Origin of the sequence: Rathayibacter sp. AY1H2, assembly GCF_002931985.1 — a bacterium.
Classification (GTDB): Bacteria; Actinomycetota; Actinomycetes; order Actinomycetales; family Microbacteriaceae; genus Rathayibacter.
Window position 1 is genome coordinate 1 of sequence record NZ_PSUV01000014.1, and the last position, 13,702, is coordinate 13,702.

The window sequence follows — 13,702 nt, forward strand, 5'->3', positions numbered from 1 at the left end:
GGTGGGTGGAGCGGGTCTCGTCCGCCTAGCGCGATCCGCTGGGACGCGGACCGTGCGTTCGGCGGTGCGGGGGCGCGTGGGGAGGGCGGCTCGTCGCCGGCGAGACGGGCGCGGAAGGCTCGGTGCTCGGGCCGAGACGGGCGCGGACCGGCTCTCGAATAGACTGGCCCCTGCCATCAGCGGCGCCCTCGGGGGCCGCACGCAACGAGATTTCCGAGGGAGAACCGTGTCCGGGCATTCCAAGTGGGCCACGACCAAGCACCAGAAGGCGATCAAGGACTCGCGCCGCGCGAAGTCCTTCGCCAAGCTGATCAAGAACATCGAGGTGGCCGCCAAGATCGGCGGCGCCGACCTCTCCGGCAACCCGACGCTCGTCGACGCCGTGCAGAAGGCGAAGAAGACCTCGGTGCCGAACGACAACATCGACCGCGCGATCAAGCGGGGTGCCGGCCTCACCGGCGAGGTCATCGACTACACGACGATCATGTACGAGGCCTACGGCCCCAACGGCATCGCCCTGCTCGTCGAGTGCCTCACCGACAACAAGAACCGCGCCGCGGCGGACGTCCGCACCGCGATGACCCGCAACGGCGGCACCATGGCCGACCCGGGCAGCGTCGCGTACAACTTCGCGCGCAAGGGCGTCATCTCCGTGCCCCACGGAGAGAGCGTCACCGAGGACGACGTGCTCGGCGCGGTCCTCGACTTCGGTGTCGACGACGTGCTCGACCACGGCGAAAGCTTCGAGGTCCGCGTCGAGCCGAGCGAGCTCGTCCCGGCCCGCTCGGCCCTGCAGGAGGCGGGCATCGACTACGACTCCGCCGACATCGAGTTCGTCGCCTCCCTCCAGGTCGAGGCCGACGCCGAGACAGCTCGCAAGGTCTTCCGCCTGATCGACGCGCTCGAGGACTCGGACGACGTGCAGAACGTCTACACCAACCTCGACATCACGGCAGAGGTGCGCGCCGAGCTCGAGAACGAGGAGTGACGCGGTGAGCCCGGCCCGATCCCGGAGGGCGGCCTGATGCGCGTCCTCGGGATCGACCCCGGGCTCACCCGCTGCGGCGTCGGCATCGTCGACGTCTCGCGCGACCGCCACGCGACCCTCGTGCACGTGACGGTCCTCCGGACACCGCCCGACGACGCGCTGGAGCGCCGCCTGCTGGCCCTGGGCGACGGGCTCGAGGCGCTGCTCGACGAGCACCGCCCCGACGCCGTCGCGATCGAGCGGGTCTTCGCGCAGAACAACGTCAGCACCGTGATGGGCATCGCGCAGATCAGCGGCGTCGCCCTCGTCGCGGCGGCCCGGCGCGGGCTCCCAGTCGGGATGCACACGCCGAGCGAGGTGAAGGCCGCCGTCACCGGCTACGGAGCCGCGGACAAGCGCCAGGTCACCGCGATGATCCAGCGCGTCCTCCGGCTCGACGCCCCGCCGCGGCCGGCCGACGCGGCCGACGCCCTCGCCCTGGCCGTCTGCCACGCCTGGCGGGCGCCTCTCACGCCGTCCTCCGGGTCGGCGGGAGCCGGTGCCGACGGAGCGGCGGGCGGCACAGCAGCGCAGCGGGCGTGGCGCGCCGCCGAGGCCGCGAGTCGAACGCCTGTTCGAGCATCTAGACTGACGCGGTGATATCCTCCCTCCGCGGCACCGTCCTCTCCGCCCGCGGGAGCCTCGCCGTCCTCGACGTCCACGGCGTCGGCTACGCGGTGAACGTGACCCCGCAGCACGCGCTCGAGATGCGCGTCGGCGACGAGACCACGGTCAGCACCGTGCTCGTCGTCCGCGAGGACTCGCTCACCCTCTACGGCTTCCCCGACGAGGAGCAGCTCGAGATCTTCGAGCTGCTGATCGGCGTGACCGGCGTCGGCCCGAAGTCCGCCCTCGGCGTGCTCGGCGCGGTCGAGCCGGACCGGATCGCGCAGGCGGTCGCCGACGAGGACGACGGGGTGTTCCGGAAGGTCAGCGGCATCGGCCCGAAGACGGCCAAGCTGATCATCCTGTCGCTCGCCGGCAAGGTGACCGTCCGTCCGCGCGCCGCCCGCGGCTCCGGTCCCGCCGCCACCGCCGCGCAGAACGTGCTCGCGGCGCTCGTCGGCCTGGGCTGGCCCGAGCGCACCGCGGCCGATGTGGTCGACGAGATCCTGCTCGACGCGCAGGCCTCCGACGCCGCGAACGTGCAGGCGCTGCTCCGGCTCGCCCTCGCCCGCCTCGGTCCGGCGGCCCGCTCGTGAGCGACGAGGTGCTGGGCGCCGAGGTCGCATCGGAGGCCGAGGTCGCCTTCGAGGGCGCTCTGCGGCCCAGGAACCTCAGCGAGTTCGTCGGCCAGCGCAAGGTGCGCGGCCAGCTCGAGCTGCTGCTCAAGGCCGCGGCCATGCAGGGCCGGACCCCGGACCACATCCTCCTGGCGGGCCCGCCCGGTCTCGGCAAGACGACCCTCGCGATGATCGTGGCGGAGGAGAGCTCCTCGCCCCTGCGGCTCTCCAGCGGCCCCGCGATCCAGCACGCGGGCGACCTCGCCGCCGTCCTCTCCTCGCTGCTGCCCGGCGAGATCCTCTTCATCGACGAGATCCACCGCATGGCGCGCTCCGCGGAGGAGATGCTCTACCTCGCGATGGAGGACTTCCGGATCGACATCATGGTCGGCAAGGGGGCGGGAGCGACGTCCGTCCCGCTGGATCTCGCCCCGTTCACGCTCGTCGGCGCCACGACCCGCTCCGGCCTGCTGCCCAATCCGCTCCGCGACCGCTTCGGCTTCACCGCGCACCTCGAGTTCTACGCGGAGGACGAGCTGCGGCAGGTGCTCGCCCGGGCGGCACGGCTGCTCGAGCTCGACATCGACGCGGACGCGATCGCCGAGATCGCCGGCCGCTGCCGAGGCACCCCGCGCATCGCCAACCGCCTGCTCCGGCGGGTGCGGGACTTCGCCCTGGTCCACGGCGGACGGGCCGACGTGACCGCCGTCCGCGCGGCGCTGGAGCTCTACGACGTCGACGCGCTCGGACTCGACCGGCTCGACCGCGCGGTGATGGAGATCGTGCTGACCCGCTTCGACGGCGGGCCGGTCGGCCTGAACACCCTCGCCGTGTCGGTGGGGGAGGAGGCGGAGACGGTCGAGGCCGTCGTCGAGCCGTTCCTCGTGCGGATCGGATTGCTGACCCGGACGCCGCGCGGCCGCGTGGCGACCCCCGCCGCCTACCGCCACTTCGGCATCGACCCCCGGGGGACGGCGGCTCAGCCGCCCCTGTTCCCCGATGATCTATGATTCTCTAGGCCCGACGGGCCGCTCGATCCGCTCCGCCTCGACCTGAGGCCGCGCGGCGGATCGCCCATCCACTCCGGAAGGCCCACCCATGGATCCGACGATCATCCTGCTCGTCCTGCTGCTCGCCGTGATGATCATCTTCATGTTCCGCAACAACAAGAAGCGCCAGCGCGACGCGGAGAGCATGAAGAACAACCTCCAGCCGGGGGTGGAGCTCATGACCGGCTCCGGCCTCTTCGGCACCGTCGTGTCGATCGACGACGAGGCGAACAAGATCGTCATCGAGTCGACCCCCGGCACGCTGCTGACCATCCACCGTCAGGCGATCGCCCGCCTCATCGACCCGAGCGAGAACGCCGTCGCCGTCGACACCGAGGACGAGGCCGACCCGCTGACCGCGACCGGCTCGCCCGAGTTCGGCGAGCGCGACTCCGCGCACCGCGACCCGCTGGTGGACCCGGTCGAGCGCGACCGCCGCCCCGACGCGCAGTAGTCTCCTGGTCGGGCCGGGCGCATCGGCGCCCGCCCGCCCTTCTCCACGCCCGGGCGACCCCGGGCCGATCACCGTCGACCGAAGAGAAAGCTGAGCCCTGGGTGGCCGCATCAACCCCCGTCCGGAAGGCCCGCCGCTCCCTGAGCTGGCTCGGTGTCCTGATCCTCGCTCTCGTCGGACTCAACACGGCGGCCGTCCTCTGGGGCGGCGGCTCCTGGACGCCGAAGCTCGCCCTCGACCTCGAGGGCGGCACGCAGATCGTCCTGCAGCCGCAGCTGAACGACGGCGACACCGTCTCGTCGGAGCAGCTGACGCAGGCCGTCTCGATCATCCGCCAGCGCATCGACGCGTCCGGCGTCTCCGAGGCCGAGATCACGACCCAGGGCTCGAGCAACATCGTCGTCTCGATCCCCGGCACGCCCGACGACGAGACGCTCCAGCGCATCGAGGCCTCGGCGAAGCTCGACTTCCGCCCGGTCCTCGTCGCGAGCCAGGCCACCAACAGCTCGGTCGGCGGCGACGCGACGTCCTCGCCCACGCCGACGCCCGTCGACCCGTCGCTCGCGACGGAGCCGACCGCCTCGCCGACGAACGCGAGCGACCTCGCCTACCTCACGCCGGCGCTCGAGGCCCAGTACACCTCGTTCGACTGCGCGTACCTCAACGGCCAGGACCCGAACCTCGCCCCGGCCGACCAGCCGCTCATCACCTGCGACGACAGCGGGACGGTGAAGTACGTCCTCGGCCCGGTGGAGATCACCGGCGAGGACATCTCGGACGCCTCGAACGGCCTGATGACGACCTCCTCCGGCGCCAGCACCGGCACCTGGGCCGTCAACCTCTCGTTCGACGACCAGGGCACGCAGGCCTTCGGCGACGTGACCTCGCGCCTCGTGGCGCTGCAGGGTGCGCAGAACCAGTTCGCGATCGTCCTCGACGGCCGGGTCATCTCGGCCCCGTCGACGAACGCCGCCATCACCGACGGCAACGCGCAGATCTCGGGCTCCTTCACCCAGGAGTCGTCGAAGACGCTCGCCGACCAGCTCAAGTACGGCGCGCTGCCGATCGGCTTCCAGGTCCAGAGCTCGGACAGCATCTCGGCGACGCTCGGCTCCGCCCAGCTCGCCAGCGGCCTGCTCGCCGGCCTCATCGGCCTGATCCTCGTCATCGTCTACTCCATCGCGCAGTACCGCGTGCTCGGAGCCGTCACGATCGCCTCGCTGCTCGTCGCGGCGATCGTCACCTACCTCGTCGTCACGCTGCTGTCCTGGCGGGAGGGACTGCGCCTCTCGCTCGCAGGAGTCGCGGGTCTCATCGTCGCGATCGGCATCACGGCCGACTCGTTCATCGTGTACTTCGAGCGCATCCGCGACGAGCTCCGCGACGGACGCGGCCTCGAGTCCGCCGTCGAGTCCGGCTGGCGGCGCGCGCTGCGCACGATCTTCGCGTCCGACATGGTGAACCTGCTCGCCGCGGTGGTCCTCTTCCTCCTCGCCGTCGGCAGTGTCCGCGGCTTCGCGCTCACCCTCGGGATCACGACGATCATCGACCTGATCGTGGTGGCGCTGTTCACCCACCCGATCCTGCAGCTGATGGCCACGAGACCGTTCTTCGCCGAGGGGCACAAGGCGTCGGGCCTGGATCCCCGGGCGCTCGGGGCCGTCTACCGCGGCCGTGCCGCCTTCCGTCCGCAGGACCAGGTGGTCGCCGGCAAGCGCGCCTCCGCGTCTCGTGAGGCGGCCAAGCGCCAGACCATCGCCGAGCGGAAGGCCGCCGAGGCGGCCGGCCTGCGCGACTCCAACGACTCGAACGGGAAGGACGCGTGATGGCCAGCTTCTCGCAGTTCGGAAACGACCTCTACACCGGTGCGCGATCGATCGACTTCGTCGGCCGGCGCCGCACGTGGTACCTCGTCTCGCTCGCCCTGATCCTGATCACGCTGCTCGGGACGGTCGCCCGCGGCGGCTTCAACTTCGGCATCGAGTTCACCGGCGGCTCGCAGTTCACGGTGTCCGCGCCGTCGAGCCTCGAGCAGGCGACGGCGACGGACGCGGTGACCTCGGTCGCTCCGGAGACCGTGCCGCGCGTGTCCATCGTCGGCGACGACTCCATCCGCGTGCAGACCGGCCAGCTCTCGACCGACGAGTCGACCGCGGTGCGGAACGCCCTGTCGGAGGCCTACGACGTGCCCACCGACCAGGTCGCCTCCTCCTTCATCGGAGCGGCGTGGGGCAACGACGTGACCCAGCAGGCCCTGCGCGGCCTGGTGATCTTCGTGGTCCTCGCGGCCCTGGCCATGTGGGCGTACTTCCGCACCTGGAAGATGTCGCTCGCGGCGATCGTCGCGCTCCTGCACGACCTCGTGATCGTGGCGGGCGTCTACGGCATCACCGGCACCGAGGTGTCGCCGGCGGCGGTGATCGGACTGCTGACGATCCTCGGCTACTCGCTCTACGACACGGTCGTGGTCTTCGACAAGATCCGCGAGAACACCGTGGAGGCGCTCGGCAGCACGACCCGCACCTTCTCCGAGACGGTGAACCTGGCCGAGAACCAGACTCTCGTGCGCTCCATCAACACCTCGATCGTCGCCGCCCTCCCGGTGGCCGCGATCCTCGTGATCGGCGCGTTCGTCCTCGGCGCGGGCACGCTCCGCGACATCTCGCTCGCCCTGCTGATCGGCATCATCGTCGGCACGTACTCGACGATCTTCGTCGCGGCGCCGCTGTACGCCCAGCTGCGCAGCCGGGAGCCCGAGATCTCCAAGCACGACAAGCGCGTGGAGTCGGCCCGGGCGAAGGCGACCGCTCCGGCCGCGCCGGCCGTGCAGGGCTGAGCCGTGGCCGACTACGCACAGGTCACGGCGGCCGACGCCGTCGGACTCGTCGAGCGCGACGAGGTCTGGCTGCTCGACGTCCGGGAGCCGCACGAGTGGGCGGCGGGGCATGCTCCGGCCGCCCACCACATCCCGATGGGGGAGATCGGCGCCCGGCAGGACGAGCTCCCGGCCGACACGGCGATCCTGGTGGTCTGCCACTCCGGAGTCCGCTCCGCGATGGTGACGCAGGCCCTCGACGGCGCCGGCTACGAGGTCGCCAACGTCGACGCCGGCATGACCGCCTGGGCCGCGGCGGGCGGCGACGTGGTCGACGGCGAGGGGCGCCCGGGACGCATCGGCTGACGCCGGCGCCGTCCGCCCCGGGCGGAACGGTCATCGGCGCCGTCCGCACGGGCGATAATGGGGCGATGGAGATCCTCGCGTGACGGAAACGACGACGACGTCCTCGACCGCTGCCCTGCGCAGACTGGTCCCGCGGATCTTCTCGCGCGCGCAGCCCTCCGGTGCTGTCGACACCCTCGTCCGCACCGTCCGGATGCACCACCCCAAGAGCGACATCGCGCTCATCGAGCGCGCGTACTCGGTCGCGGAGCGGGCGCACGCGAACCAGAAGCGCCGCAGCGGCGAGCCCTACATCACGCATCCGCTGGCCGTCGCGCAGATCCTCGCCGACCTCGGCATCGGCTCGAAGACGATCGCCGCCGCGCTGCTGCACGACACCGTCGAGGACACCGACTACCAGCTCGACGAGCTCCGCGCGGACTTCGGCGACGAGGTCGCGATGCTCGTCGACGGCGTCACCAAGCTCGACAAGGTCAAGTACGGCGACAGCGCGCAGGCCGAGACCGTCCGCAAGATGATCGTGGCGATGTCGAAGGACATCCGCGTCCTGATCATCAAGCTCGCCGACCGCCTTCACAACGCGCGGACCTGGGGCTTCGTCCCCGCCGAGTCCGCGGCCCGCAAGGCCACCGAGACCCTCGAGATCTACGCGCCGCTGGCGCACCGCCTCGGCATCCAGGCCATCAAGTGGGAGCTCGAGGACCTGTCCTTCGCGGTGCTCTACCCCAAGATCTACAACGAGATCGAGAGCCTGGTGAAGCGGCGGACGCCGCAGCGCGAGGAGTTCGTGCAGAACGTCATCGACCTGATCAGCGAGGACCTGCGGGCCGGGCGGATCCGCGGTCGCGTCGTCGGCCGGCCGAAGCAGTACTACTCGATCTACCAGAAGATGGTCGTCCGCGGTCGCGAGTTCGACGAGATCTACGACCTGGTCGGCATCCGCGTCCTCGTGAACTCGGTGCGCGACTGCTACGCCGTGCTCGGCTCGATCCACGCCCGCTGGACGCCGATGCCGGGCCGGTTCAAGGACTACATCGCCACTCCGAAGTTCAACCTCTACCAGTCGCTGCACACGACGGTCGTCGGGCCGAAGGGGCGTGCGGTCGAGATCCAGATCCGCACCAACGAGATGCACCAGCACGCGGAGTTCGGCATCGCGGCGCACTGGAAGTACAAGGAGCAGATGGCCACCGGCAAGGTGCCCACCTCCGGATCGAACGACACCGACCTCGCCTGGCTCGCGCACCTCTCGGACTGGCAGTCGGAGACCACAGACCCGAACGAGTTCCTCGACTCCCTCCGCTTCGAGATCGGCGCCAAGGAGGTCTACGTCTTCACCCCGAAGGGACGCGTGATCGGCCTGCCGACCGGTGCGACCCCGGTCGACTTCGCCTACGCGGTGCACACCGAGGTCGGGCACCGGACGATGGGCGCCAAGGTCAACGGGCGCCTCGTGCCGCTGGAGTCGGCTCTGACGACGGGCGACGTGGTCGAGGTCTTCACCTCGAAGAACCCCGACTCGGGACCGAGCCAGGACTGGCTCCACTTCGTGCAGAGCCCGCGGGCCCGCAACAAGATCCGGCAGTGGTTCACCAAGGAGCGGCGCGACGAGGCGATCGAGCAGGGCAAGGACTCCATCGCCCGGGCGATGCGGAAGCAGAACCTGCCGCTGCAGAAGCTGATGAGCCAGGACACCTTCACCGAGGTGGCCAGCCAGCTGCGCTACAACGACGTCGAGGCGCTCTACGCGGCCGTCGGCGAGGGCCACGTCTCGACCCAGTCGGTGCTCGAGAAGGTCGTATCCTCCATCCAGGGCGATCCGGAGTCGGACGAGAACGAGGTCACCCTCCCGCGCTCGCCCCGGCCGCGGAGCCGGAGCAGCGAGTCGGGCGTCCTCGTGAAGGGCGCGCCGGACATCCTCGTGAAGCTCGCGAAGTGCTGCACCCCGGTTCCAGGCGACCAGATCGTCGGATTCGTGACGCGGGGAGCCGGCGTCTCCGTGCACCAGGCGAACTGCCACAACGTGCAGGAGCTGCTGAAGGAGCCGGAGCGGATCGTCGACGTCGAGTGGGCGCCGTCCTCCAAGAGTATCTTCCTCGTGCAGATCCAGGTCGAGGCGCTGGACCGCTCGGGCCTGCTGAGCGACGTGACGCGCGTGCTCTCGGAGCACCACGTCAACATCCTCTCGGCGACGGTCTCCACCTCGAGCGACCGGCTGGCGATCAGCCGGTTCGTCTTCGAGATGGGCGACACCACCCACCTGGACCGCGTGCTGAACGCCGTGCGCCGGATCGACGCCGTCTACGACGTCTACCGGGTGAACGGGGGCTGATCCCCGGGCGGCGCCTCGCCGAGCGCCGCCCGCAGCCGTCGTCCGACGATCCTCCGTCCCGCGACGGCGCTGCCCTCCTCCAGCCTCGCGAGGACGGCGTCGAGGCCGGTCCGGGTGCTCCGAGAGAGCGCTCGGAGGATCGCGCCCGCGTCCTCCGTCCGGGCGAGGTCGATCAGCGTGCGAGCAGGCGACGTGACCGGCGCGCCGCCGAGGAGGACGACGTCGTCCTCGTCGAGCAGGACCTCGTGGCAGCGCAGGCGGGGGTTCGACGGCGCCTGCCGGCGCTTCCGCCGGTCGATCGAGGCGCTGTGCACCCGCGGCGGACGGTGCATCGCTCCGTGCACCCACGCGGCGGAGAGACGATCGGCGACGGCGCCGCGGGGGAGCAGCGAGCGCAGGGAGGCGGCCCGCTCGGACGCCCCCAGGGGCAGGTCCGCGACGAGGAAGCCCTCGTCGAGCGCGACCAGCTCGCCGTCGAGGCGGGCGGCGCACAGCTCCGCGAGAGGGAGGTGCCCGGGGAGGAGCACGGAGGGGAGGCGCATCCGGCCATGCTGGCCGATGCGCCTCCCCTCCGGAGCGTCGCGAGCGGATCTGTGGATGGATCCGCCGGCGCGGGTCTAGCCGATCGCGTCGAGCCAGACCTTGCGGGCGTCGAGCGCCTCCTGAGCCTGGGCGATCGCGTCGCGGTCGCCGCGCGCCTTCGCCTCGTCGAGCTCGTCCTGGAGCTTCTGGATCGCGGCGGTCAGCTGCGAGGCCAGACCCTCGGAGCGGGCCTTGCGCTCCGGGTTGCTGCGGTTCCAGTGCTCCTCGTCGAGCTTGCGGACGTGCGCCTCGACCTTGCGGAGACGGTCCTCGACGGTGCGCACCTGCTCGCGCGGCACGCGGCCGACGGCGTCCCAGCGCTCCTGGATCGAGAGCAGCACCCGCTTGGCCTTCTCGCGGTCCTGCTCCTGCAGGAGCGGCTCCGCCTCCTCGAGGAGGGCGAGCTTGAGGTCGAGGTTCTCGGTGTACTCGACGCTCTCCTGCGCGACGATCTCGGCCTTGGCGCCGTAGATCGCGTCGCCGGCGGCCTTGAAGCGCGCCCAGAGCGCGTCGTCGAACCGCTTGCCGGCACGGCCGGCGACCCGCCAGCGCTCGAGGAGCGCGCGGTAGTCCGGGATGGCGTCGGCGCCCTGGGGCACCAGCGCCTCGGCCTGATCGATGAGCGCCTGCTTGGCCTGCTTGGCCTCGCGGTGCGCGGAGTCGAGGTCGGCGAAGAACGCCTTGCGGTTCTGCTCGATCGTGGTGCGCGCACCGCGGAACCGGCGCCACAGCTCGTTCGCGTCGTTCTTGGGCAGGCGCGGGCCCTGCTGCTGGTGGTTCTGCCAGCGGGCGAAGAGGTCGTCGATCGCGGCGCTGGCCTGCTTCCACTGCGTCTTCGCCGGGTCGACCGCCGCCAGGGCCTCGGCCTCGGCGACGATCGCCTCGCGGTAGGCGAGGGCCTCGGACAGCGCGGCCTTCGACTCGGCCGCCTGCTGCTCGGTCAGATCCTCGACGGAACCGCTCAGCGCGTCGACCCGGGTCTGCAGCGACTCGAGGTCGCCGACCGCGTTGGCCTGCGCGATGGCCGCGGACAGCGACTGCACCGTCCGGGCGACGTCTCCGGCGGGTGCGCCCCGCTTGGCGCGCTGCTCGAGCAGGGAGACCTGCCCGGCGAGCTCCGTGTACTTGCGCTCGTAGTAGGCGAGCGCCTCCTCGGGAGTCGCATCGGGGTACTGGCCGACCTCTCGCTCCCCGTCGCCGACGCGGACGTAGACCGTCCCGTCGTCGCCGACCCGTCCCCACGGCTGCTGGTCACTCATCGCTCGGAGCCTCACCTTGCTGTTCGATGTCGTGCTTCTCGGTGCCCGTCGCGTCGTCGGCCGGTGGGGCTCGACGGCCGGAGGGCCGAAGACCGCGCTCGGCCGCGAACGGGCAGTGACGACAAGCCTATTGCACTCCCCGCGCGGGCGGACCGTGACGACGCCGCGGGTGCGGCTACTGGACGGAGACGGAGGTGATGGACACGGGCTCGGCGGGGGCGCCGTCACCCGATCCGTCGGCCGTGCCCTTCGACACGACGTCGCTGACGAGGGCGTCGAGTCCCGAGGTGACCTGCCCGAGCACGGTGTACCCGCCGGCCGCGTCGGCGGGCAGGGTCGTGTCCTGGTAGACGACGAAGAACTGGCTTCCCTGGCTGTAGCCGTTGCCGCCCTGGCGGGCCATCGCGATGGTCCCGGCCGGGTAGACGCCGTCCTCGGGCGCGTTCTCGACGGGGCCGTAGCTGTAGCCGGGGCCGCCGGTGCCGTCGCCGTCCGGGTCGCCGCACTGGAGGACGTAGAGGCCCTCCGTGGTGAGGCGGTGGCAGGAGACGCCGTCGTAGAAGCCGGACCGCGTCAGCGAGATGAAGGAGGACACCGCCTGCGGGGCAGCGGCGCCGGCGAGCGTGATGCCCAGCGGGTCCTCGCCGATCGTGAGCGTGCCCGTCCAGTCGCGGCCCTCGGCGATGTCGGAGGAGGGGACGTCGCCGGTGTTCGACCCCGTCGCCTCGGGCGTCGGGGTCGCGGAGGAGGAGGAGGTCGGCTCGGCGACCGGGGTGCCGGGGCCGCCGGAGAAGTAGAGGATCTGGGCGACGACCGCGAGCCCGATCACGACGACGGCGGCGATCGCCGCGATCACGTTGTCGCGCACGCGCCGCTTCTGCCTCGAGCGGTGGAGGCTCTGACGGGCCTGGTAGGCCCGGAGCCGGGTGCGCGCCTCGCGGTCGTTCGACTTGCCCTGGGCCACGTGTTCCTCCGACGTCCTCGTCCGCGCGGCTTCGGCGCGGCGGCCCGCGCACGCAGGCCGCGTCGAGCCTACGAGAACCGCCGGAGGCGCGACAAACGCCGCTCCGTCGCGCCGGGCAGTCGGGCCGGGGCTCTGTCGGAGGCCGTCGTTACGCTGGGGGCATGACCATGCAGCAGGCCGGACTCCGCTCCGGGGCGAGTCCGCTCGCCGTGCGGATGCGGCCGCGCAGCCTCGAGGAGGTCGCCGGCCAGCGCCACCTCCTGACGCCCGGCTCGCCCCTGGTCGCCCTCGCCGCCGACACGACGGGGGAGCGGGGAGCGGTGTCCGTGATCCTCTGGGGCCCTCCAGGCACGGGCAAGACCACGCTCGCGCAGGCGGTGGCCCACTCCAGCGGCCGCCGCTTCGTCGAGCTCTCCGCCGTCACGGCGGGCGTGAAGGACGTGCGGCAGGTGATGGAGGAGGCACTCTCCACCCGCGACCTCTACGGCACGTCCACCGTGCTCTTCCTCGACGAGATCCACCGCTTCACCAAGGCGCAGCAGGACGCACTGCTGCCCGGGGTCGAGAACGGGTGGGTCATCCTCATCGCGGCCACGACCGAGAACCCCTCGTTCTCGGTGATCGCGCCGCTGCTCTCGCGCTCGCTCCTGCTGACCCTCGAGCCGCTCAGCGACGACGACCTGGGCGTCCTGGTCGACCGCGCCCTGCACGACGAGCGGGGTCTGCGCGACTCGGTGACGCTGGAGGAGGAGGCCCGGGCGAGCATCGTGCGGCTCGCCTCCGGAGACGCCCGGCGGGCGCTGACCGCGCTCGAGGCCGCCGCCACCTCCGCCCGCTCGGAGGCCCGCGAGGCCGACCGGGTCGCCCGCGCCGCCGCCGCGGAGGACCCGGACGAGGAGGACGAGGACGACGAGGGCGCTCCCGTCGAGGCCGCCGCCGAGGAGCCCGCGCTCCCCGTGATCACGACCGAGGTCGTCGCGCGCGCCGTCGACCGCGCCCTGCTGCGCTACGACCGCAACGGCGACGAGCACTACGACGTCATCAGCGCCTTCATCAAGTCCATCCGGGGCTCGGACGTCGACGCGGCGCTGCACTACCTGGCCCGGATGATCGAGGCGGGGGAGGATCCGCGGTTCATCGCCCGCCGCATCATCGTCTCCGCGTCCGAGGACATCGGCATGGCCGACCCGCAGGCGCTCGTCGTCGCGATCGCCGCGGCCGACGCCGTGCAGTTCATCGGCATGCCGGAGGGGCGCATCCCGCTCGCCCAGGCGGTCGTGCACCTGGCGACCGCCCCGAAGTCGAACGCGTCCTACTCCGCCATCGACGCGGCCATCGCGGACGTGCGCGCGGGCCGCGCGGGTCGGGTGCCGGCGCACCTGCGCGACGCGCACTACCCCGGCGCCAAGAAGCTCGGCCACGGGAAGGGCTACCGGTACCCGCACGACGCCGACCTCGGCGTCCTCGAGCAGCAGTACCTCCCGGACCCGCTCCAGGGCGCGCGGTACTACCGGCCCACCGAGCACGGCAACGAGCGCGACGTCTCCGCACGACTGGCGAAGCTCCTGCGCATCATCCGCGGCGACCGGGGCTGACCGCGCCGACCGCGAACTCGCGCGACCCGCACGGGA

13 protein-coding genes are annotated in these 13,702 nt (G+C 71.8%); 10 read left to right on the forward strand and 3 right to left on the reverse strand.

Going from position 1 to position 13,702, the window contains the following annotated elements; all coding sequences use genetic code 11:
• Positions 1 to 226 precede the first annotated feature (226 nt).
• The 9 genes from C5C29_RS11090 (at position 227) to C5C29_RS11130 (ending at position 9,266) form a co-directional block, all read left to right on the forward strand.
• Positions 227 to 988 carry a YebC/PmpR family DNA-binding transcriptional regulator gene (locus C5C29_RS11090; protein ID WP_104224772.1) on the forward strand — a complete coding sequence of 254 codons (762 nt, stop codon included), beginning with the start codon at positions 227 to 229 and terminating at the stop codon, positions 986 to 988.
• Between the two features lie 36 nt (positions 989 to 1,024).
• Entirely contained in the window at positions 1,025 to 1,627 is a 603-nt protein-coding gene (ruvC, locus tag C5C29_RS11095) for a crossover junction endodeoxyribonuclease RuvC (RefSeq protein WP_104224771.1), read from the forward strand.
• A complete protein-coding gene (ruvA, locus tag C5C29_RS11100) occupies positions 1,624 to 2,229 on the forward strand; it encodes a Holliday junction branch migration protein RuvA (RefSeq protein WP_104225337.1) in 606 nt (201 codons plus the stop codon). The genes ruvC and ruvA overlap by 4 nt, the downstream gene beginning before the upstream one ends.
• A complete protein-coding gene (gene ruvB / locus C5C29_RS11105; RefSeq protein WP_104224769.1) occupies positions 2,226 to 3,260 on the forward strand; it encodes a Holliday junction branch migration DNA helicase RuvB in 1,035 nt (344 codons plus the stop codon). Before ruvA ends, ruvB begins: the two co-directional genes overlap by 4 nt.
• Before the next feature lie 88 nt (positions 3,261 to 3,348).
• A complete protein-coding gene (gene yajC / locus C5C29_RS11110) occupies positions 3,349 to 3,753 on the forward strand; it encodes a preprotein translocase subunit YajC (protein WP_104224768.1) in 405 nt (134 codons plus the stop codon).
• Between the two features lie 101 nt (positions 3,754 to 3,854).
• Entirely contained in the window at positions 3,855 to 5,579 is a 1,725-nt protein-coding gene (gene secD / locus C5C29_RS11115; protein ID WP_104224767.1) for a protein translocase subunit SecD, read from the forward strand.
• A complete protein-coding gene (gene secF, locus C5C29_RS11120) occupies positions 5,579 to 6,589 on the forward strand; it encodes a protein translocase subunit SecF (RefSeq protein ID WP_104224766.1) in 1,011 nt (336 codons plus the stop codon). Before secD ends, secF begins: the two co-directional genes overlap by 1 nt.
• A 3-nt stretch (positions 6,590 to 6,592) precedes the next feature.
• Positions 6,593 to 6,934, forward strand: coding sequence for a rhodanese-like domain-containing protein (locus C5C29_RS11125; RefSeq protein ID WP_104224765.1), 342 nt, complete (start codon positions 6,593 to 6,595; stop codon positions 6,932 to 6,934).
• Positions 6,935 to 7,013: 79 nt separating this feature from the next.
• Positions 7,014 to 9,266 (forward strand): bifunctional (p)ppGpp synthetase/guanosine-3',5'-bis(diphosphate) 3'-pyrophosphohydrolase, encoded by a 2,253-nt coding sequence (locus C5C29_RS11130; RefSeq protein WP_104224764.1) that lies wholly within the window; start codon positions 7,014 to 7,016, stop codon positions 9,264 to 9,266.
• Here the strand turns inward: C5C29_RS11130 and C5C29_RS11135 are convergent.
• The 3 genes from C5C29_RS11135 to C5C29_RS11145 form a co-directional block, all read right to left on the reverse strand.
• The gene (locus tag C5C29_RS11135) at positions 9,245 to 9,808 is read right to left on the reverse strand and encodes a type IV toxin-antitoxin system AbiEi family antitoxin (RefSeq protein WP_104224763.1); all 564 of its coding nucleotides are present in this window, start codon (positions 9,806 to 9,808) and stop codon (positions 9,245 to 9,247) included. The genes C5C29_RS11130 and C5C29_RS11135 overlap by 22 nt on opposite strands.
• A gap of 75 nt (positions 9,809 to 9,883) precedes the next feature.
• Positions 9,884 to 11,107: a DUF349 domain-containing protein gene (locus tag C5C29_RS11140; RefSeq protein WP_104224762.1), complete on the reverse strand. Its 1,224-nt coding sequence runs from the start codon at positions 11,105 to 11,107 to the stop codon at positions 9,884 to 9,886.
• Between the two features lie 175 nt (positions 11,108 to 11,282).
• Positions 11,283 to 12,071, reverse strand: coding sequence for a peptidylprolyl isomerase (locus C5C29_RS11145; RefSeq protein WP_104224761.1), 789 nt, complete (start codon positions 12,069 to 12,071; stop codon positions 11,283 to 11,285).
• A 161-nt stretch (positions 12,072 to 12,232) separates the two neighbouring features.
• Between C5C29_RS11145 and C5C29_RS11150 the strand changes: the two genes are divergently transcribed.
• Positions 12,233 to 13,666, forward strand: a complete 1,434-nt coding sequence (locus C5C29_RS11150) for a replication-associated recombination protein A (protein ID WP_104224760.1) — start codon at positions 12,233 to 12,235, stop codon at positions 13,664 to 13,666.
• Positions 13,667 to 13,702 lie beyond the last annotated feature (36 nt).

What these genes read in the sequence shown, in the direction of transcription:
- ruvC (WP_104224771.1), top strand. Translation starts at nt 1,025, where the DNA reads ATGCGCGTCCTCGGGATCGACCCCGGGCTCACCCGCTGCGGCGTCGGC.
- yajC (WP_104224768.1), top strand. Translation starts at nt 3,349, where the DNA reads ATGGATCCGACGATCATCCTGCTCGTCCTGCTGCTCGCCGTGATGATC.
- secF (WP_104224766.1), top strand. Translation starts at nt 5,579, where the DNA reads ATGGCCAGCTTCTCGCAGTTCGGAAACGACCTCTACACCGGTGCGCGA.
- C5C29_RS11135 (WP_104224763.1), bottom strand. Translation starts at nt 9,808, where the DNA reads ATGCGCCTCCCCTCCGTGCTCCTCCCCGGGCACCTCCCTCTCGCGGAG.
- C5C29_RS11140 (WP_104224762.1), bottom strand. Translation starts at nt 11,107, where the DNA reads ATGAGTGACCAGCAGCCGTGGGGACGGGTCGGCGACGACGGGACGGTC.
- C5C29_RS11150 (WP_104224760.1), top strand. Translation starts at nt 12,233, where the DNA reads ATGACCATGCAGCAGGCCGGACTCCGCTCCGGGGCGAGTCCGCTCGCC.